The 20493-nt window shown below is 61.3% G+C and carries 15 protein-coding genes; 11 read left to right on the top strand and 4 right to left on the bottom strand.

The features are described from left to right. Positions 1-76 precede the first annotated feature (76 nt). From FH061_RS20385 to FH061_RS20375, 3 genes are all read left to right on the top strand, one after another. Entirely contained in the window at positions 77-1432 is a 1356-nt protein-coding gene (locus FH061_RS20385) for an acyclic terpene utilization AtuA family protein (RefSeq protein WP_151637674.1), read from the top strand. A gap of 65 nt (positions 1433-1497) precedes the next feature. After that, on the top strand, positions 1498-1845 hold the full coding sequence (locus tag FH061_RS20380) for an AtuA-related protein (RefSeq protein WP_151637741.1): 348 nt from the start codon (positions 1498-1500) through the stop codon (positions 1843-1845). 67 nt (positions 1846-1912) lie between these two features. Then, positions 1913-2878 (top strand): Bug family tripartite tricarboxylate transporter substrate binding protein, encoded by a 966-nt coding sequence (locus FH061_RS20375; protein WP_151637673.1) that lies wholly within the window; start codon positions 1913-1915, stop codon positions 2876-2878. A 446-nt stretch (positions 2879-3324) separates the two neighbouring features. On the opposite strand, the gene FH061_RS20370 is transcribed toward FH061_RS20375, so the two are convergent. Next, on the bottom strand, positions 3325-3918 hold the full coding sequence (locus tag FH061_RS20370; protein WP_151637672.1) for an RNA polymerase sigma factor: 594 nt from the start codon (positions 3916-3918) through the stop codon (positions 3325-3327). 512 nt (positions 3919-4430) lie between these two features. Here FH061_RS20370 and FH061_RS20365 point away from each other — a divergent pair. Next, positions 4431-7733, top strand: a complete 3303-nt coding sequence (locus FH061_RS20365; protein WP_192805161.1) for an EAL domain-containing protein — start codon at positions 4431-4433, stop codon at positions 7731-7733. Positions 7734-7815: 82 nt separating this feature from the next. Here FH061_RS20365 and FH061_RS20360 read toward each other — a convergent pair whose 3' ends face one another. After that, on the bottom strand, positions 7816-8685 hold the full coding sequence (locus FH061_RS20360; RefSeq protein WP_151637670.1) for a LysR family transcriptional regulator: 870 nt from the start codon (positions 8683-8685) through the stop codon (positions 7816-7818). Positions 8686-9031: 346 nt separating this feature from the next. Here FH061_RS20360 and FH061_RS20355 point away from each other — a divergent pair, with 346 nt between their 5' ends. Both FH061_RS20355 and argH read left to right on the top strand, forming a co-directional pair. Continuing rightward, positions 9032-10000, top strand: a complete 969-nt coding sequence (locus FH061_RS20355) for a Bug family tripartite tricarboxylate transporter substrate binding protein (protein ID WP_225984761.1) — start codon at positions 9032-9034, stop codon at positions 9998-10000. A 144-nt stretch (positions 10001-10144) separates the two neighbouring features. Next, complete coding sequence (gene argH, locus FH061_RS20350; protein WP_151637669.1) at positions 10145-11677, top strand: argininosuccinate lyase; 1533 nt, start codon at positions 10145-10147, stop codon at positions 11675-11677. A gap of 85 nt (positions 11678-11762) precedes the next feature. Here argH and uidB read toward each other — a convergent pair whose 3' ends face one another. Next, on the bottom strand, positions 11763-13118 hold the full coding sequence (gene uidB / locus FH061_RS20345; RefSeq protein WP_151637668.1) for a glucuronide transporter: 1356 nt from the start codon (positions 13116-13118) through the stop codon (positions 11763-11765). Between the two features lie 9 nt (positions 13119-13127). Further along, positions 13128-14015, bottom strand: coding sequence for a LysR family transcriptional regulator (locus tag FH061_RS20340; RefSeq protein ID WP_151637667.1), 888 nt, complete (start codon positions 14013-14015; stop codon positions 13128-13130). A 264-nt stretch (positions 14016-14279) separates the two neighbouring features. Between FH061_RS20340 and FH061_RS20335 the strand changes: the two genes are divergently transcribed. From FH061_RS20335 to catC, 5 genes are all read left to right on the top strand, one after another. After that, complete coding sequence (locus FH061_RS20335; RefSeq protein WP_151637666.1) at positions 14280-14486, top strand: hypothetical protein; 207 nt, start codon at positions 14280-14282, stop codon at positions 14484-14486. 189 nt (positions 14487-14675) lie between these two features. Further along, positions 14676-17441, top strand: a complete 2766-nt coding sequence (locus FH061_RS20330; RefSeq protein WP_151637665.1) for a glycoside hydrolase family 2 TIM barrel-domain containing protein — start codon at positions 14676-14678, stop codon at positions 17439-17441. A gap of 344 nt (positions 17442-17785) precedes the next feature. Then, positions 17786-18682: a LysR family transcriptional regulator gene (locus FH061_RS20325; RefSeq protein ID WP_151637739.1), complete on the top strand. Its 897-nt coding sequence runs from the start codon at positions 17786-17788 to the stop codon at positions 18680-18682. A gap of 262 nt (positions 18683-18944) precedes the next feature. Continuing rightward, positions 18945-20099: a muconate/chloromuconate family cycloisomerase gene (locus FH061_RS20320; protein ID WP_151637664.1), complete on the top strand. Its 1155-nt coding sequence runs from the start codon at positions 18945-18947 to the stop codon at positions 20097-20099. Between the two features lie 76 nt (positions 20100-20175). Then, positions 20176-20454 (top strand): muconolactone Delta-isomerase, encoded by a 279-nt coding sequence (gene catC / locus FH061_RS20315; protein ID WP_151637663.1) that lies wholly within the window; start codon positions 20176-20178, stop codon positions 20452-20454. Positions 20455-20493 lie beyond the last annotated feature (39 nt).

The raw sequence follows: 20493 nt of genomic DNA, 5'->3' as shown, positions 1-20493 counted from the left end.
GCAGCCGCACCGCCGGGACAGGGACAGGCAGCAGTCCGTTTCATTTTTAATTGATCAAACCAAACGCGTGCCTCACATGAATACTTTCCTGGTCGGATCCGCAGCCGGCTTCTCGGGGGACCGCACCGACGCCGCACCTGCCGTGGTCGACACCATGATCCGGCGCGGCCGGCCCGCCGCGCTCATCTTCGAGACGCTGGCCGAACGCACGCTGGCACTGGCCCAGCTGGCGCGGCGCGAGAATCCCGATGCCGGCTATGAACCGCTGCTGGCCGACATGCTGTCGCCGGTCCTTGCGCAATGCCTGCGCCACCGCATCCGCATCGTCAGCAATTTCGGCGCAGCCAATCCCGCCGGCGCCGCGCGCCGCATTCATCAGCTCGCGGCTGAGCAGGGGCTGCCCAAGCCGAGAATCGCCATCGTGTCCGGCGACGAGATCGCCAATGCCGAAGGCAAGGCGCTGCTGCGCGCGCAGATGGGCGAAGGCTTCGATGAGACCCGCTTCGTCTGCGCCAATGCCTATATCGGCGCAGCCGCCATTGCCGGCGCGATCCGGGCCGGCGCCGATATCGTCGTCTGCGGACGCGTCGCCGATCCTTCGCTCACGCTCGGTCCGGTGCTGGCGCACTTCAACTGGCATGAACATGACTGGGACCGCCTGGCCCGCGCCACCATGGCCGGCCATCTGCTGGAATGCGGCGCCCAGGTCACCGGCGGCTACTTCGCCGATCCCGGCTACAAGGACGTGCCCGACCTTGCCCGCGTCGGTTATCCCATCGTGGAGATCGACGAGAACGGCGACTTCGACATCGGCAAGTCGGAACCGACGGGCGGCATCATCGATACCCGCACCGTCACCGAACAGCTGCTGTATGAGCTGCATGATCCCGCCGCCTATCTCACGCCCGACGTGATAGCCGACATTTCGAACGCGGAAGTGCGGCAGACCGGAAACAATCGCGTCGCCGTCACCGGCATCCGGGGGCATGCGCGTCCGGCCCGGCTCAAGGCCAATATCTTTTATGAAGGCGGCTGGTTGGCGGAAGGCGAAATCTCCTATGCCGGTCCGCGCGCCGGCGCCCGTGCCCGGCTGGCCATGGACATCCTGCGGCAGCGCCTGCCGCATTTGAAGATCCGCTTCGACCTGATCGGCGTCATGAGCGTGTTCGGCGACGACGATGGCGCGCAGTTGAACGCAATCGATGCCGGCGCGCTCGCGCAGGCAAGCGACGTGCGCCTGCGCGCCGCCTGCACGCATGAAGACAAGCACGGCGCGGCGCTGCTGCTGCGCGAAGTGGTTGCCCTTTATACCTGCGGCCCGGCCGGCGGCGGCGGCGTGCGCACCAGCCTGCGCTCCCGCCTGAATGCGACATCCTGCGAAGTGCCGCGGGAAACGGTCTCCGAACAATTCAGCTTTGTGGAGCAGGAATGAACGACCATCACAACCACACCGGGCGCAACGGCGATGACAATAAAAATAACAATAACGATGGCGAGATGCGCATTCCGCTGTACCGCCTTGCCCACGGACGCACCGGAGACAAGGGCAACCGATCCAATATCAGCATCATTGCCTATCACAAGGCGCTTTATCCGCTGCTGGAAAGCGAGCTGACCGAAAGCGTGGTGGCAGCGGTGTTCGCCGCGCGCCGGCCGCAGGCGGTCACGCGCTATCTGCTGCCGAAGCTCGGCGCAATCAACTTCGTGCTCGACGGCGTGCTCGATGGCGGCGTCAACGATTCCCTCAATCTCGATTCCCACGGCAAGGCGCTGGCCTTCCTGCTGCTGCAGGCACCGGTGGCGGTGCCCATGCATCTCCGGTCCCTGCTTGCGGGCGGCGAATAGCCGCAAGAACATCAACCACGACGCATTCGACTCATTCAAACCATTCAAATCATTCAAGGAGACACCCATGAAACTTGCCAGACTTCCATCGCTGCTGCTGTCAGCCGCCTGCCTGCTCATTTCCGGCACCGCCGCCGCCGAGTATCCCGACAAGCCGATCCGCTTCGTCGTTCCCTTCGCCTCCGGCACCGCGACCGACCAGATCGCCCGCGCACTCGGCCAGGCCATTACCGTTGAGACCAAGCAGCAGGTCATCGTCGACAACAAGCCCGGCGGCAACGGCTTCATCGGCGCCAGCGAGGCGGCCAAGGCCGCGCCCGACGGCTATACCGTCTTCATCACGACCAACACCACCCATGCGGCGGCGGAGCATCTGTACAAGAAGCTGCCCTACGATCCGGTCAAGGATTTCTCGCCCGTCACCGGGCTGGGCAAGGGCGGACAGATCATGGTGGTCAACAGCCAGTCGCCGATTGCCAGCGTCAAGGATTTCATTGCGGCGGCAAAGAAGAACCCCGGCAAGCTCACTTTCGGCAGCGGCAGTTCATCGAGCCGCATCGCCGGCGAAATGCTGCAGCAGCTGGCGGGCATACAGATCCTGCATGTGCCCTACAAGAGCAATACCTTCGCCGTCACCGACCTGCTTGGCGGCCAGATCGACATGATGATCACCGATACCGCCACCGGCCTGCCGCATATCAAGAGCGGCAAGCTGCGCGCCCTCGGCGTCTCCACCAAGAAGCGCTCGCCGCTGGCAGCCGACCTGCCCACGATTGAAGAGGCCGGCGTGCCGGGCTATGACATGGGCTACTGGTTCGCGGCCTATGCTCCGGCGAAGACGCCGCAGCCCATCGTCAACAGGCTCAATGAGCTTTTCGCGAAGGCCGCAAGCAGCCCGAGCGCGACGACCTTCTTTACCAACAGCGGCGTCGAACCCTTCATCACCAAGCCCGACGAACTGGCGAAATTCCAGGCGGCCGAATCGAAGAAGTGGGAAGAGATAGTCAGGAAGGCCGGCATCGAGAAGGAGTAAGCCTGATTCCGATGCCCGAATAAAAAGCCCACGAACGCAACTTCTGGCGATCGTGGGCATAAGGAAACCGCACTTGGGCTGCGGTTACGGAGACACGGTTGGCCGGCACGGCTTGCAGGCGCTGCGGAATGCCGCTTGCGCAAGCCGGAAATGCCGGTATTCGGTCAACTCGTCTTTATCGCTTCGTTTCAGAATCAGGCCTGCGGGGAAGCCGCCCGCAAATCAGGCGCGCGTTTCAGCGTTCTGCGTAAGCCCTGTAATGTCCCGGCATTCAATGCCGTTCAAGAATGCCGTTAAAGAATGCCGTTAAAGAATGCCGTTAAAGGAGGAGCCACATCTTCTGCCGCGTTTCTTTAAACACAGCTTAGTACAGTATTTCCCAAATTCAAGAGTGGCATGCAAGAATTTTTTCAGGCCGTCGGTGTCCCGAACGGCAGGCTGCCGTTCTACTTGCATTGCGCCCGTACCACGGCGCGAACGCGCGACACGCGTGAGCGCACCGTGCCGACCGGGATTCCCAACTTCTTGGCCGCTTCCTCATAGGTAGTGTCCCCTTCGAGCACCGCCTCGAACGTCGCGCGCAACTCCGGGTCCATTCGATCGAGAATGGCATCGACCTTGCCGACGATCTGGCGCGACTCCACCAGCGCCATCGGATCGATACGGTACTGGTCCACCACTTGCTCGAGCGCTTCCTCGTCGATGGGATCGCACAGCGAGGAGCAGGTACGGCGCACCTGGTTGCGCGCCAGGTTCAGCGCAATGCCGAACAGCCAGGTCGAAGGCTTGGACAGGCCCGAGAAGCGGTCGGCGCAGCGCAGGGCTTCGGCGAAGGTGCTCTGCACCACGTCCTCGGCATCTTCGGGATTGCGGACATAGCGCATCACGAAGCGCAGCAGCTGGGAATGATGTTTTACAAACAGGGCGCTGACATCAATGTTCGGCTGGGCGGCCGCTGTGTCGGTGGTATCGGCGCTGCGGCTGCTGGCGAGCAGGGCAGCGATCTCTGCGGAGATCTCGTTGGCGGTATCGAATGTCATGTTTGTCTCTCAGGCGGTAAGTGGCTACAGTCCCAAACGGCAGTTTTTTGTTAGCTGCCTTACAGTGACTGCAAGATACCCGCGACGAGTTTCCTCATGACAATTCGATGAGGAATGGTGAGACATTGAGACTTTTTGAGAGTGCAGTCCGTAGCGGCCGGCATCGGATGGCGGCGTGATTCCCGGAGCGCAACGCGGCCAGGCGGCAAAAGACGCAAGAGGCGTTTTCTACTTTTTATCACCCTACCAGCCGCCATTCTGGCAAGCGCGGCGCAGCAACGCAGTCGCACGCACCGAATGCATGTTCAATAAAGAGTGCGCGCGTGAGAAACCAGACCGCAACGACCGGCCGTTTGCACGAATGCGCCAGGAAGCCGCCATGCGACATGCGGCATGAACCCGTCAGATTCAGTGGGACAAGCTGCCACTTGGTTACCGGATGTTGTCGTCTTTCCAATCATGGCTTGATAGGCATACAATCGCTCCTACCTCCAACCGATGCAGGATTTTCCATGCCAGGCGACAGCGAGTTTCTTTCGGGCCTTGGCGGAATGCGCAGGCGCCTGAATGCCTACGACTGGGCGGCATTTCCCCAAGGACATCCCGAGACATGGCCGGATGCGGTGAGAACCGCGCTCCAGCTCATGCTTGATTCCCCCCAGCCGGTCGCCATGGCGTGGGGGCCTCAACTTGCGCTGTTCTATAACGATGCCTATGCGGAACTGTTGTCGCACAGGCATCCGGATGCCCTGACACGTCCTTTCCGCCATGTCTGGCCGGAACTGCAAGCCATTCTCGATCCCTTGCTGGAGCAGACCCTCGCGGGCGTCCCGGCATATCTCCAGGACAAACCCTTCCAGGTGCCGCGCAACGGAGAGCGCGAGCATGCCTTCTATCTCTGGTCCCTGCTGCCTTTGCGCGACGGCGACGGCAAGGTCATTGGCATTCTTATTCCCTGCATGGAGATCACGCGCCAGCTGGAAGCGGAGCAGCGCCTCTCCCTGCTCATCGAGCAGACCGCCCAGGCGATATGGGAAGCGGATGCCGACGGCAGGATGTGCCTGAATTCGCCCTCATGGTGCGCCAGCACCGGCCAGACGCCGGCGGAATCGATGGGCCACGGCTGGATCGATGCCATCCATCCCGACGACCGCGTCAATGCCGAACTGCAATGGCAGGAAGCCGTCGCCGGGCGGCACGCGGTCGATGCGGAGCTGCGCCTGCGCTCGGCCGGCGGCGGCTGGCGCTGGTCCAATGTGCGCGCCGCGCCGCTCCTCGATCCCGACGGCGGCATACGCAAGTGGGTTGGCATGAGCCTCGACATATCCGCGCGCAAGGCGACAGAGGAAGGATTGCGCACGCGCGAGGAGCGCTATCGCACCTTGTTCGACTCGATGGATGAAGGCTTCTGCATTGTCGAGATGATCAACGGCCCCGACGGCAAGGCCGTCGATCACCGCTTCATCGAAATCAACCCCGCTTTCGAAAAACTGACCGGCATGCAGCAGGCGGTCGGCAGGACGGCGCGCGAGGTGACGCCGCAGATCGAGCCGTACTGGTTCGATCTGTACGGCAAGGTGGCGGAAACCGGCGAGCCGGTCCGCTTCGAACACCGCTTCTCGGCCAACAACTGCTGGTTCGATGTCTACGCCACCCGCGTCGGTGGCGCCGGCAGCAGGATGGTCGCCGTACTTTTCAGCGATATCACGCAGCGCAGGCTTGCGGAAGAGGCGCTCAAGGCGAGCGAGCTGCGCTTTCGCCAGCTGACCGAACTCAGCCCCGACGGCATCCTGGTCAATGTCGAGGACCGCTTCGTCTATGCCAATCGGGCCGCGCTGCGCCTCTTCGGCGCCGACCGGATGGAACAGCTCATTGGCCTGACTCCCTTTGATCTGGTCGAGCCGGCAAGGCATGAATTCGTCAGGGAGCGCACCGCCATCGTCCGCAGGAGCGGCGATGCCCTTCCGCTGGTCGAGATGCGCTGGCGTCGTTTGGACGGCCAGTACGTGCGGCTGCAGAGCACGGCCGGAGAGATGACCTGGGAAGGGCGGCCAGCGATCCAGGTCGTGCTGCGCGACACCGCCGAGCTGCGGCAATCGCAGGACAAGCTGCGCATCATGGGCGAGCGGCTCAAGCTGGCGATCGAAGGCTCGGGGGAAGGGATCTGGGACTGGAACTTCACTGACAACTCCTACGTGCTGGCGGGCGGATTGAAAACCGTGCTCGGCCACGCCTGCGAGGAACTCGGCGGCAGCGCCGACCAGTGGCTGCAGCGCATCCATCCCGATGACCTGCCTCATGTGCGCACCGCGTTCGAAGCCTGCGCCGACGGCGACGTGCCGGTCTACGCTTCCGAATACCGGATTCGCAGCAGCGCCGGCAACTGGATCTGGGTACGCGCCCGCGGCGTGGTCGTGGAACGCGATGAAGAGCGAAAGCCGCTCGTGATGACGGGCACGCTGACCGACATCACCGCCCGCAAGGAGTCCGACGAGCTCGCGTGGCGGCATGCGAATTTCGATGCCCTGACCGGCCTGCCCGGCCGGCGCCTGTTCCGCGAACGCATGGAAGTGGAAATGCGCCGGCTAAGGCGCAGCAACGATCACCTCGCACTGCTCTTCGTCGACCTCGACGGCTTCAAGCAGGTCAATGATCTTTACGGCCATGACGCCGGCGACCGTGTGCTGGTGGAGGCGTCCCGCCGCATTTGCGCCTGCGTGCACGAGGGCGATACCGTGGCTCGTCTCGGTGGCGACGAGTTCACCATCATCCTGGCCGAGCGCGTCGATCTCGACCACATTGAATTCGTCTGCCACAAGATCCTGTCGCGGCTCGCCGATCCTTTCCGCGTCGGCAAGGAAACCGCCTATGTATCGGGCAGCATCGGCATCAGCCTGTTTCCGCATGACGCGGTCACGCCGGAAGACCTGCTGCGCAAGGCGGACCAGGCCATGTATGCGGCCAAGCGCGCCGGACGCAACCAGTTCGGTTACTTCACGAAGGAAATGGACGACCGGGCGCGCGACCGCCTGCGGATGATGCATGAACTGCGGCACGCGCTCAGGGAGGGCCAGCTCGCCGTGCACTACCAGCCGGTGGTCGACCTCGTCGATCGCCGCATCGTCAAGGCGGAAGCGCTGCTGCGCTGGCAGCATCCCACCATGGGCAATGTCAATCCGGCCGATTTCATCCCGATGGCGGAAGAGTCCGGCCTGATCAGGCAGATCGGCAACTGGGTGTTCCGCCAGGCGGCCGGCTGCTGCAAGCGCTGCACCGACCGTGCCGGCGCGCCGTTCCAGATCAGCGTCAACAAGTCGCCGGTGCAGTTCATGTCGCGCGACACCGACATGAACTGGCTGCAGTATCTGTCGGAGCAAGGCATGCCCGGCAGCAGCATCTCGGTCGAGATCACCGAGGGCGTGCTGCTGCATGCTTCCGCCCGGGTCACCGACAAGCTGCTGCAATATCGCGACGCCGGCGTGCAGGTGGCGCTCGACGATTTCGGCACCGGCTATTCCTCCATGTCCTATCTGCAGAAATTCCAGATCGACTATGTGAAGATCGACCAGTCCTTCGTTCGCAACATCAATACCGATGTGGGCAGCCGCACGATCGCCGAGACCATCATCATGATGTCGCACAAGCTGGGCAAGAAAGTCATTGCGGAAGGTATAGAGAACCAGGAGCAGCTCGACTGCCTCACCGAAGCCGGCTGCGATTTCGGCCAGGGCTATCTGTTCGCGCCGGCGCTTCCGGAAGAAGAACTGATCCGCATGGTGGCCAGAAGGGACGCAATGCGGATGCGGGTGCATTGAACGCGGCGGCCAGGCTGTGTTTAATAAGCGTCGCGAGCGGTTCAGATTGGCGCCGACCGCGCAGCAGCTTATCAAGCACAGCCTAGCCGACATCCTGCAGGCACGCATAGAATGCCGTCGCCAGCGAATGTTCGACCCGGTTCTCGGGGCGCAGCAGGTAGCTTGCAAAATCGATCGCGGGTTCGAATGGCACTGCCTTGAGCGATGGAATCTGCAGGTTGCGGATCACCAGCGGATTGATGATGCTGACACCAAGCCCGGCCGCCACCATGGTGCAGATCGCCGGCGCAAACGTCGCCTCCAGGGTGTGATTGCGGCTGTCCGGCTGAAACGCCGCATCGATCACCGCGCGGGTGGCATCTCCCTTCGGCAGCGAGATGAAGGGCTGCCCGTGCAGATCGGATTTGCGGATGCGTTTTTTCGCCGCCAGCGGATGTGCCTGCGGAACCACGCATACGCCTTTCTCGCGATGGCAGATGCTGGCGGCGACGCCGGGCGTATCGACGGTGTAGGCGACGAGTCCGAAATCAACATAGCCGGTCGCCGTCCACTTGCTGACCGTTGGCGAGTCGCTAATGCGTACGGACACCGGCACATCGGGGAAACGATCGCGGAACCTCCTGATGACCTTCGGCAGCAGGCCGATGGCAATCGAGGACACCGATCCTATCCGCAGTTCTCCGATGCCGAGCCGCCGTATCGACAATGCGGCTTCATCCAGCGTCTGCAGGCTGATGAATGAGCGTTCGACTTCCTTGAACAAGGCTTCGGCTTCCGGCGTTGCCAGAATCTTCCCGGCCTTTCTTTCGAAGAGCCGCAGGCCGGTATCCCTTTCGAGCTGGGACATCAGCCTGCTGATGTTGGGTTGCGAGGTAAAGAGCTTTTGCGCCGCAATGGTCATGGAACCAGTGAGCATGACTGTGTGGAATGCTTCGACCTGCTTGTAGTTCATGGGATTGCCTCTGCCAGCTTGGCCAACTTGTCAAGGATGCCGGTGCCGATCCGGCCTTCCGGTTTTTTAGGCCATGCGCCAGACTGCATCATTGCGATGCGTCTTCATCGATGTCCGCCGAAAACGCACCTGCGATGTGCAGGCCTTTCGCCGAAACCGGTGCGCATGGCGCCGCCGTGCGGTCTTTGCGGCTACCAACAGCCTGCATGGAAATGCCTCATTTTAGCTCATATCATTTTCGTATGGACATGGAGGAAATTGGTATTTGACGGCATGGCTTCGCGCCGCGCACACTGCAAACACCTCATTCAGGCGAGCCTGTACCATTACCCCGATAGGAGTGCTTATGATGCCGTTCCGAAAATTCGCTGTTGCGCTGACCGTCCTGACCTCCGCCGCCTGCGCGATGGCACAGGATTATCCAACCCAGCAGGCGCGCATGCTGGTCGGCTGGGCGCCCGGAGGCGCCAATGACGCCATCGGACGCATCGTTTCCCAGGGATTGCAAAACCAGTCGGGCAAGCCGGTCACCGTCTTCAACAAGCCCGGCGCGGGCAGCACGCTGGCGGCCGATGAGCTTGCCAAGGCAAAGCCGGACGGCCATACCTTGCTGATGGGCTCGACCGGCGGCCAGGCCATCGCCCCGTTGCTGTTCACGAAGCTCACCTTCGATCCCTTCAAGGACATCGTCCCGGTGACGCTGGTGGCCAGGACCGCGACTGCGCTGGTGGTGCATAGCGCCGTGCCGGCGAAGGATGTGCGCGAACTCCTGTCCTATCTGAAAGCCAATCCGGGCAAGACGATGTACGCCTCCGGAGGCAACGGGACCGGCGCGCATCTGACCGCCGAGCTGTTCAAGAGCATGGCGGGCGTCGATGTCGAACATGTGCCGTACAAGGGAGACGCTCCCGCGGTCACGGATGTGATGGCGGGCAACGTGCAGATGGCCTTCACCACCTTGCCGGCGGCGCTTGCCGGGGTCAAGACGGGAAAGATACGCATGCTTGCCGTCAGCACGGCAAGCCGGGTGAAGTCCTTGCCCGATATTCCGACCATCGCCGAATCCGGCGTGCCCGGCTTCGACATCTCGACCTGGTACGGCGTCTTCACCACGGCAAAAACCCCGCAGCCCGTGGTCGACGCCATTGCCAGGGAAGTCGCCAAGGTCGTGGCCGCGCCCGATGCACAGGCGGCGCTCATCAAGCAGGGCGTCGAGCCGGTGACCAGTACGCCGGCGGAGTTCGCCAGGTATTTCTCAAGCGAGGCCGAACGCTGGGCGAAGCTGGCGCGTTCGGTGGGACTGCAGGCGCAGTAAGCCCCTCAAGCCGTTTTCTCTTTTCTTTCGCAGCGGTCCATTGGTGAATGCCGATGGCGGATTGCTGCCGCCCATCCAAGGGAAGGCGGCAATCCGGCAGCTCCTGCGCAGATCGTCATCGCCTATTTTCAGGATGTATCCGATATGGAATCAAAAGTCAGCCGCCGGCTCAAGGAAGCCACCGCACAGGAAGTCTGCGAGCACATCTACACCCCGCGTCTCCAGCGCGATTTCGGGCCGGGCTTCCGCTATCTGAACGATATCAACCAGGCTCATCTCGTCATGCTGGCGCACGCCGGCCTGCTCGACCGCGCCACCGCGGCGACGATCGCCGCCGCCATGATGGAGATGGAGGAGGCGGGCCCGGAAGCGGTGGAACTCGACCCCGCCCGCGAGGATGCGTACTTCAATTATGAAGCGCACCTGATGCGGCTGGCAGGTCCGGAGGCCGGCGGGCGGCTGCACATGGCGCGTAGCCGCAACGACATTCTTGCAACGCAGGACAGGCTGCGAGCCCGCGATCTGACGTTTTCACTGATCGATGCGCTGTGCATGCTGCAAACCACGCTGTTGAAACAGGCGGAGGCCTATGCGGAAACGGTCATGCCGGGCTACACGCACCTGCAGCCGGCGCAGCCGGTGACTTACGGCTTCTATCTCGCCGCGGTGGCGGAAGCCGTCGCCCGTGACATCCAGCGCATCCAGCAGGTGCAGGCGCGGCTGGATGCGTGCCCGCTTGGCGCGGGCGCGCTGGCCGGCACCGCCTTTCCCATCAAGCGGGAAGAAAGCGCGCGGCTCCTCGGCTTCAGGAGCATCGTGCCGAATGCGCTCGACGCCGTCGCTTCGCGCGATTTCGCACTGGAGCTGCTGTCGGCCATGGCCATCGGCGGGGTCACCTGGAGCCGCGTGGCCCAGGACTATTTTGTCTGGTGCACGCATGAATTCGGCCTGATCGATTTCCCCGACAGCGTGGCGGGCACATCGAGCATCATGCCGCAGAAGAAGAACCCGGTGGTGCTTGAACATCTGAAGGGCAAGGCCGGCCACCTGGTAGGCCTGCTGATGGCGGCAATGACTACCGTCAAGGGCGTCAATTTCACCCACACCGGCGATGGCAATCGCGAAAGCGTGCGCAGCCTGTGGGAAGCCGGGGACGAGTGCCTGCGGATCATCAAGCTGCTTGAACTCGTGGTTCGCACGGCCCGCCCGGTGGAGACCGTGATGCTGCGCCGGGTCTCGGAAGACTTCAGCTCCGCGACCGATCTGGCCGATACCCTGGTGCGTGAAGCGGATCTGTCCTTCCGCGAGGCGCATCACGTCGTCGGCGCCGTCGTCAGGAGCGCCATGGATGCCGCCATTCCCGCCCACTCGATCACCAGCCTCATGGTCGATGCCGCCGCCATGGAACAGCTCGGACGCCCGGTGCATCTCGGCGAGGACACGGTGCGCCGCTGCGTTGATCCGAAGGCGGGCGTGCAATCGCGCATCGTGCCCGGGGGGCCGGCGCCGGTGCGGGTGCGCGAGCATATCGACGTCGCCGCCGCCTCCTGCAGGAACGTCATGGCAGACAACGAGCAGCGCAGAAAGCAATCGGCGGAAGCGCGTTCCGCGCTGAAGATGGAGGTCGGGAAACTGGCGGCGGATGCGCTGCAGGCGGTTCGCATGGCCAGGCGATAGTAACGGACCAACGGACCAACGGGCACGCGGCTTGTCAATGAAACGAGCCTGCCCACTGTTTGAAACGCAGCGGCCATGGCGAGTGTTACCTCGAGCCGTTACCCGTTTTCATGTCATCAAGCATCCGGGCGAAGTAGCGGTCGGTGAGCGGGTAGAACAGCATGATCGCAAATGCTGCTGAAAAGGAAAGCGCCGGCAACAGCGCGACCGCCTGCACGATTCCGTGCATGACGGCGTCATTCTGATCCGCGGCATTCGGCACATAGCCGCCTGCCGAAAGCAGGAAAGCGGGAATGGAGCCGCCAAGCGCATATCCGCACTTGCGCGTAAAGGAAAAGATCGAATAGGTCAGTCCTTCGATGCGGACGCCGGTGGTCCATTCTCCATATTCAACGGTATCCGCTTCAAGCGCCCACATGATCGACATGATGAGCCGCACGCCGAGAGACGCAATGACCATGGCAAGGAGTATCCAGGACTGATTGGTTTCGGCGACGGACAGCAGGACAACATAGCCGGCAATGCCGATGACGAGGCCGAGCAGCAGCGTATGTTTCTTGCCGATGTAGAAGACCAGATGCGGGACGAGGAATGCGGAAACCAGGGCGGTACCCACGGTCATGGCGCCCATGAACATCATGAACTGCTTCAGATCGCCATAGATGTCTCGCGCAAAGTACACCATCGCCGCACCGGATGACGCGTATCCCAGCAGGATGCACAATGCGCTGAGGCATAACATCTGCAAGGGCCTGTTGCGCGCCAGCGTGCGCAGGCTGTCGCCGAATGGCGGACGCTCGGGCTTTCGATGAACGACTTCGGATGTCGTCTTGAAGCAGATGGCATGGAACGCCATGCCGACGATAGCCAGAATCATCGTGACGTCCGCAAGCTTTTCCTGGATCAGGGCCGCGTTCACTTCCGACGCGGTTCGTCCGAGGATGGCAGTGAGGATGCCGAACGTAAGCACTGCCATCAATGACCTCGACGCGCCCAGGCGAGCGCGGTCGCGGGGGTCCTGGGTCATTGCCGTTGCCAGCGAGCCGTAAGGAATGTTCACAAAGGAATACGCGGTGCCAAACAGGACGTAGGTCACGCACGCGTACGCCAGTTTTTCATTTTCACTCCAGGCAAGCGGTACGGAAAATACGGCTACGCTCAGCAGCATGAGCGGTGGCGATCCCCATAAAAGAAACGGCCGGAACCGGCCCCAGCGGGTGGAAGTGCGGTCGACGACATGGCCGGCCAGCAGGTCCATGAAAGCGTCATAGATTCTCACCGTGACAAGTATCGTCCCGGCGATTCCGGCTTCGATCCCGGCAACGTCCGTATAGTAGCTGAGCAGGAAAAGCGTGCTTATTGCAAAGGCAAGATTGTTCGCGGCATCGCCGAGACCGTATCCCACGATGCTGTGCCATTGAAGCGGTTTGTTCGCATGCATCGGCGTTGATCACTCCGAGACGGCGCGCAATTTGCGGACCGTTTCAAGCATGGCCTGCAATACCGGAGAACTTTCGTCTTTCCGAAAAATACAATACAGGTCGCACGGCAATGGTGTGATCGCCTTGAGCGGGCGATACACCACATTCGGAACCTGCATGATCCGAAGCGATGCGGGCACCAGGGCAAGGCCGAATCCGCATCCAACCATTGCAACCGCTGAAGCCATGTCGGGCGCTCGCTGCACTACACGGGGTTCGAATCCGTAGTGCTTCAACAATTCGCGGAATTCGCGCGGATGATTATTTTCATTCTGGCGACCTATCATCGGTTCATCGCGTATGTCTTCAAAGTCGACCGCCTGCATTGCTGCAAACGGATGCGATTCCGGCACGGCAAGCACGATCGAATCCCGCAAGGCGAGTTCAATTGCGAACTCCGGAGGCGCCTGGGAAAAGCGATCGAAGCAGATCAGCGTTCGTCCCTGGTGAAGGTATTCCAGCTGCTGAGTGAACGGTGCGCTATGAAGCTGTACTTCGACTTCGGGGTAGTCGCCCGTGAAGGCTTTCAGCAGCTGCGGCACATAAGTCAGCATGGATGAGCCGGCACATCCGACATCAATCTTTTCCAGCTTGACCTGGCTGGCCCGCTGCACCGCATGCCGGGTCAGATCGAAATGGGTGCGCAGTGCCCGTGCATGCTCCAGCAAGGTTTCACCTGCCTTCGTAAGCTCAAGTCCTGACAAGGTGCGGATGAACAACGATACGCCGAGCTCTTCTTCCAGGGACTGGATCTGTCGAGAGAGTGCGGAGATGGAGAGGGGAAGGCGCTCGGCGGCACGCCCGAGATTTCTTTCCTCGGCCGTGATGATGAAGTAATTCAGCTGTCTGTCATTCATGGTGGAATTCTACGGTGCGCCTGCTGGTGTGAGTGGGAAATTTTCCGGCCGGATGATGGCCGGGCATCACGCTGATACCAATTCAGCAATGTGCGCAAGGCCTCGGGCCTTGCTGTGCTTCTTGCTTGTCCCGGCGTGATTCGCCACGTTTGCCTTCGACACATTCCCACTCGCGCCGCCAATCCACCGGATACCGATGGACGGATGTCCGCATGGGCGCAATCCGGTCGGCTGGCCAGACCCCGGCAAGGCAGGGAGCAGGACGTGTCCGTATCTATCCTGGCGCTGCGCCTGCGCCCCGGCAACCTGTTTCATCCTCTTCAGCTTATCAATACCGGGTTTGAATTGCTGCTGCGTAATTTGCAACGGGCTTTGCAAAATATGCGATGGACGATGGAGGCGGATCGTCGGGAGAATCACATCCCATTGCACCAGAAGGAATTCGCCGGGACGGTTCGTACTGGAAGTTAAACGTTTTACTGGCATTCCCGTGGTGTCGTTCGACCCAAGCAATATGCGGTTCGGCACGTTGTCCGGTTTGATGCGAAACCGCAAGCAGCCCCATGAATGTCAGGCGCAGCGACATGCGGCGCGTGCCGACAACGGTCATGCGGACCTGCCAACCATTAAAAGTTTTATAACGACAAGGAGACCCGAAACATGATTTCCCATTCAGGCATGAAACGGAATGCCCTGGCCATTGCGATCGGTCTTGCCCTGGCAACCGGACTGACGGCATGCGGCGGCAACGACAGCGATGTACAGGCGGCGGCGTCTACCGTGACTGCCGCCGAAGTACGCTCCGTGTCACTGCTGGACAAAATGGAATGGCGCTTCATTCAAAACGACAGCCTGACCGATGCGGCAGCCCTGGCCGACAGCGCCACATCCTGGACAAGAGTCAGCCTGCCGCATAGCTGGAACGAAAACGATGCCGCCACCACGGTTCAGACCAACCCTGACAGCAAGGATTACAAGCGCGGACGCGGCTGGTACCGCCTCGATTTTGATCATCCCGCCAATGGATCGACGCAATGGCTGCACTTCGATGGCGCAAGCATTGTCGCGGATGTCTGGCTCAACGGTGAAAAGCTTGGACAGCATAAGGGCGCGTTTACCGCATTTCGCTTCGATGTCACCGGAAAGCTCAAGGCGGGCAGAAACACGCTGATCGTCAAGACCGACAATTCCCAGCCAAGGACCAATACGGATCCGACCGCAATTGCGCCGCTCAGCGGCGACTTCAATATGTCGGGCGGTCTGTACCGCAGCGTGTCTCTCATTTCAACTCCCGGCGCCGCCCATTTCTCGCTTGATGACTTCGGCAGCTCGGGCATCTACGCCACGACCTCTGCGTTGAATGGCAATAACGCCGTGGTGAGCGTCCGGGCCAAGGTCAGGAATGCGACCAGCGCGGATGCCAGCTACACGGTGCAGGCATCGCTGCTCGAAGCGGATGGAGTGACGCCGAAGAAGACGGTGCAGAAAGTGGTTGCGCTCAAAGCCGGAACGACCGCCGATGTCATGAACGACATGGAGGTCAGTCAGGCGCGCTTGTGGCAAGGCCTTGCGGACCCTTACCTGTACAAGCTTGTCGTCGAATTGAAGGACGGCGCCGGCACCACGATAGACAAGGTAATCCAGGACTTCGGCATTCGCCAGATGCACTTTGATCCGAACAAGGGATTTTTCCTTAACGGAAAAGCTACCCCGCTCCATGGCGTGAACATGCACCAGGATTTCCAGGGCAAGTCTTGGGCGATCACCAAGGCCGAGACCGATGCATCATTTGCGCTGATCAAGGAAATCGGTGCGAATACCCTCAGGCTTGCGCACTATCCGCATGCGCAATACACGCTGCAGCAGGCGGACAAGCTCGGCCTCGTGGTGATGGCAGAGGTTCCTTTCGTCAATAACAGCACCATTGCCAGCGGCAGCAACTGCCCGGTCGTCGACCCCGAAACCACCGGCTTTGGCGCCAATGTGCGCCAGCAGGCGCAAGAACTGATACGGCAGCAATACAATCATGCCTCGATCGGCTTATGGTCGATCGGCAATGAAACGACGACGCTCGGAATCCGGTGCGGCAACACCGATGCCAACAACAACGTGCAATCGGTACTGCGCAGCCTGCAGGCTCTTGCAAAGCAGGAAGATCCAAGCCGCCTGACCACGCTGGCCGACCAGATCACCCGCAATGGCGATACCGTGTTGCCGTCGCCCATCAATGTCACGAACATAGCCGATACTTACAGCGTGAACCGCTATTTCCAGTGGTATTACGGCACCTCCGAAACGGCATTGGCAACCCATCTGGATGATCTGCATGCGCAGCTGCCCAGGACGCCGATAGGCGTGAGTGAATATGGCGCCGGCTCGGGCCTGACGCATCACACGGATAACCCTCATGGCGGAAGAGTCTGTTCGCGCGATGCAACGAATGCGTCCAGGATCTGCTATCAGCCCGAGGAATATGCCAATTACGTTCATGAAAAGAACTATGCCGCGATGGTCGGCAAGGAATACCTTTACGGCACCTATGTCTGGAACATGTTCGACTTCGGTTCCGGCATCCGGCATGAAGGCGATATCGGCGCGACCAATACCAAGGGCCTCGTCACGTTTGACCGAAAGACCAGGAAGGACGCCTTCTACTTCTACAAGGCCAACTGGACAAAGGAACCGGTCACCTACATCACTGCACGCCGATATACGGAGCGCGCCTATCCCGTCACCGACATCAAGGTTTATCACAATGGCGAGTCGGTCAGCCTCAACGTCAATGGCGCAACGGTGGGCACCATGACGGCGGCCCAATGCGCGCTGAAGGTATGCGAATTCAAGAACGTGCCGCTGCGGGCAGGGGCCAATGCGATCAGCGTGCAGGGTACGCATTCCGGCCGCATCGTCACCGACTCGGCGAACTGGAACCTGAATGCCGATAATGCGGAAAATATCTACATTGCGGCGGGCCAGCTTGCCAGCGGTTTCGTTTCCAATGACGCACTCCTTGGAAACCATCGATATGGCTCGGACAACTTCTTCAGCGGCGGCACGCCCGTGACGCTGAACCCGACGACGGCTATCGGCGGCATCGGCAGTACGGTGCCAGAGGAAGGGCGCGTATGGGATGCATACCGGGAAGGCGCTTCGTTCAGCTATGAAGTGCCGCTGGCCAACGGCAGTTACAGGGTAACCCTCGGACTGCTGGAACCGACCGCGACATCCGCCGGCGCACGCGTCTTCACTGTCGACGCCAACGGCGTGAAAGCAGCGGATGTCGATGTCTTTGCGAGAGCGGGCGCACGAAACACGGCAACAAGCGCGAGCTTCGCCACCACTGTCACCGGCGGAAAACTGCGCCTGGACTTCAGGGGCGTGACCGGTAATGCGATTGTTTCGAATATCGCCATCACCAGGCAATAATTGCCGGTTTTGCCTGGCTCCGTTCACGCCGGAGCCGGGCAAACCTGTGTGCCGGCAAGGAATCCGATGGTAATCAATCCCTCATCCGCTGGAAGCGGCATGCGCGGCGCACTGTTGTCCCTTCCATGTCTCCTCATCGCCTGCCAGGATCTTTCCTGCATCCGCGTGAGCTTGGCCCCAGGCTGGCTTTCCAGCCTGAGGCGCTTTTCCAAAAGCCCCTTACCATGGGACAGCTTCGCCAGAAGCGGGCCCGTTCAACTTCCCGCTGTTCCAAGAAAACAGTAGATTCAACTCGCCGCTCAGTCTAATATCACTTGCTGTTGTGACTATACCTGGTGAGTATGATGGAACTGCGGCATCTCCGCTATTTCGAAGTGGTCGGAAGAACCCTGAATTTCACCCGGGCGGCCGAGAAGCTGCACATCGCGCAGCCGCCGTTGTCGCGCCAGATCCGGGAGATCGAAGAGGAACTGGGCACCGAGCTGATCGACCGCAGTTCGCGCCCGATTGCACTGACCAAGGCCGGCGCGTTTTTTCTTGAACAATGCGTGCAGATCCTTTCGCGCCTGGACGAAGCCAGGCAGGGCACGCGGCGTATCGGGCAGGGGAAGAAGCGCTGGTTCGGCATCGGGTTCGTGCCTTCGGTGCTGTATGGCTTTCTTCCCGAACTGATCAAGGAATACCGCTCGTCGGACAGCGACGTGGAAGTGATGTTCAGCGAGCTCACGACGATACAGCAGGCGGAGGCGCTGAAAGCCGGCCGCATCGATGTCGGCTTCGGCCGGCTCCTGCTGGAGGATGCCGAGATCCGCTGCGAAGTCCTCGAGGAAGAAGCGCTGGTCGCGGCGCTTCCGGCCGGGCATGCCTTGGCCCGGAGGCAGCGCCTTGCACTCCGGCAGCTGGCGGGCGAGCCATTCATTCTTTACCCGGCACGGCCGCGGCCGAGCTATGCGGACCATGTGCTCAATCTCTTCCGCGCGCATGGCCTGCAGCTGAACGTGGCGATCGAGGCCAATGAAATGCAGACCGCCATTGGCTTCGTTGCCGCGGGAATCGGCCTCACCCTGGTTCCCCGATCGGTGCAGCGCCTGAAACGCGACGATGTCGTGTATCGCCCGGTCAGCAATGCGGATGCGACCTCGCCCGTCATCATGAATGTGAGGAGCAGCGACTCCTCGGGGGAGCTCGCCAGGTTCATGGAGTTCGTCGACCGTTACCGCTCAGGCGGCAAACGCGTCTGAGTCGCGCCGGCAATAATGCGCGGCGGCATCCCGCCGCCATCACTTCGCCATCACCTTGATGTCTTCCCGGCACCATGCCGGCAGGACTTCGCTCCACTGCAATTGCCTGAAAACCGGATTTCCGATGGCTATCGGAAGGATGCCGGTAAAAAGGCAGCCTTGCCTACGATACCTTACAGGTATAACTCTGACGCGAAATGATATTAGACGCAAGGCTGCGGACAACTTACCATTGGCTTGTCGATACCTCATTGTTTCCAACATGTCCAACGAATCCCATCAGCCCTGCATCTCGGCGATTGCAGCCATCATCGTCGACCTGCCCACCATCCGCGAGCACCGGCTGGCGATGACGACGATGAGCCGCCAGACCCTGGTGATCGTGCGCTTGCGCTGCGACGACGGCATTGAAGGCATCGGCGAAGCCACCACCATCGGCGGCTTGAGCTATGGCGAGCAAAGCCCCGAATCCATCAAGCTCGCACTCGACCACTACATCGCTCCCTTGGTTATCGGCATGAGCGCCTCAAGCGCAAATGCGGTGCTCGCCAAGGTCGACCAGTCGGTGCAGGGCAACTCGCTGGCTAAGTCGGCGCTGGAAACCGCGCTGCTCGACGCGCAGGGAAAGCGGCTGGGCGTTCCGGTGCATGCGCTGCTGGGCGGCGCCGTTCGCCATTCGCTGCCGGTATTGTGGACGCTGGCCAGCGGCGACAGCGCGCGCGATATCGAGGAGGCCAGGCATTTGCTGGAAGTGCGCCGCCACAAGGTATTCAAGCTGAAGATCGGCAAGCGCAGCCCCGAGGCGGACATCAGGCATGTGGCGGCGATCAAGGCCGGCCTCGGCGACCATGCCGACATCACCGTCGACCTCAATCAGGCCTGGAGCGAGGCGACAGCGGCGCGTTATATTCCCGAACTGCAGGCGGCAGGCGTGATGCTGGTCGAGCAGCCTATCGCGAAGGACAACCGCCGAGGTCTTGCCCGTCTCGCGCGGATGTTCACCGTTCCCATCATGGCGGACGAAGCTATCAGCTCGCCCGCAGACATGTTCGATTATGCGTGTGACGGCGCGGCCGCGATCGTTGCGCTCAAGATCGCCAAGTCGGGCGGGCCGCTCGGCGTGGTTCGTACCGCCGCGGTTGCCAATGCGGCCGGTGTCGGCTGCTATGGCGGCACGCTGCTCGAGGGCACCATCGGCAGCATCGCATCGGCGCATGCCTTTGCCGCCTGCCGCACAATGGAATGGGGCACCGAGCTGTTCGGGCCCCTGCTGCTGAAGGACGATATCGTCATCGAGCGCGCATCGGTTGTGGACTTCGAACTGGCGGTGCCCTCGGCGCCGGGACTCGGTGTTGCCATCGATGAAGATAAGCTTGCCCATTACCGGCGCGACAGGAGCCGTACCGCGGTTGCCTGAGGCCGGGCGGCCGCCACGCCGGCCACACCAGTCACGTCTGCTACGCCACTGCATTAACGACAAAAGGAAAATCATCATGTTATTTCTCGTTCGAATGGATGTGCTGTTGCCACCCGATATGCCCCCGGCGATTGCCGATGACATCAAGGCGCGTGAAAAAGCCTATGCGCAGGAATTGCAGCGCAGCGGCAAGTGGCTGCACCTGTACCGGGTAGTCGGTGAATATGCGAATTACAGCGTGTTCGATGTTGAGTCCAATGACGAACTTCACAACCTGCTGGCGGCGCTTCCCTTGTTTCCCTACATGAAAATCAAGGTGACGCCGCTGGCAAAGCATCCGTCGGCCATTGTCTGACGTCCAATTTCTAATTGAAGTGCGGGAAGAGCAGGAGCG

Source organism: Noviherbaspirillum aerium (assembly GCF_008929045.1).
In the GTDB taxonomy this organism is placed as follows: domain Bacteria; phylum Pseudomonadota; class Gammaproteobacteria; order Burkholderiales; family Burkholderiaceae_D; genus Noviherbaspirillum; species Noviherbaspirillum aerium.
Note: the sequence above shows the minus strand (reverse complement) of the source record. Positions and strands in the feature narration are given on the sequence as shown.

Bases quoted from the DNA above. Each gene is read 5' to 3' on its own strand.
- FH061_RS20385 (WP_151637674.1), top strand. From the start codon at position 77: ATGAATACTTTCCTGGTCGGATCCGCAGCCGGCTTCTCGGGGGACCGC.
- FH061_RS20380 (WP_151637741.1), top strand. From the start codon at position 1,498: ATGCGCATTCCGCTGTACCGCCTTGCCCACGGACGCACCGGAGACAAG.
- FH061_RS20375 (WP_151637673.1), top strand. From the start codon at position 1,913: ATGAAACTTGCCAGACTTCCATCGCTGCTGCTGTCAGCCGCCTGCCTG.
- FH061_RS20370 (WP_151637672.1), bottom strand. From the start codon at position 3,918: ATGACATTCGATACCGCCAACGAGATCTCCGCAGAGATCGCTGCCCTG.
- FH061_RS20365 (WP_192805161.1), top strand. From the start codon at position 4,431: ATGCCAGGCGACAGCGAGTTTCTTTCGGGCCTTGGCGGAATGCGCAGG.
- FH061_RS20360 (WP_151637670.1), bottom strand. From the start codon at position 8,685: ATGAACTACAAGCAGGTCGAAGCATTCCACACAGTCATGCTCACTGGT.
- FH061_RS20355 (WP_225984761.1), top strand. From the start codon at position 9,032: ATGATGCCGTTCCGAAAATTCGCTGTTGCGCTGACCGTCCTGACCTCC.
- argH (WP_151637669.1), top strand. From the start codon at position 10,145: ATGGAATCAAAAGTCAGCCGCCGGCTCAAGGAAGCCACCGCACAGGAA.
- uidB (WP_151637668.1), bottom strand. From the start codon at position 13,118: ATGCATGCGAACAAACCGCTTCAATGGCACAGCATCGTGGGATACGGT.
- FH061_RS20340 (WP_151637667.1), bottom strand. From the start codon at position 14,015: ATGAATGACAGACAGCTGAATTACTTCATCATCACGGCCGAGGAAAGA.
- FH061_RS20330 (WP_151637665.1), top strand. From the start codon at position 14,676: ATGATTTCCCATTCAGGCATGAAACGGAATGCCCTGGCCATTGCGATC.
- FH061_RS20325 (WP_151637739.1), top strand. From the start codon at position 17,786: ATGGAACTGCGGCATCTCCGCTATTTCGAAGTGGTCGGAAGAACCCTG.
- FH061_RS20320 (WP_151637664.1), top strand. From the start codon at position 18,945: ATGTCCAACGAATCCCATCAGCCCTGCATCTCGGCGATTGCAGCCATC.
- catC (WP_151637663.1), top strand. From the start codon at position 20,176: ATGTTATTTCTCGTTCGAATGGATGTGCTGTTGCCACCCGATATGCCC.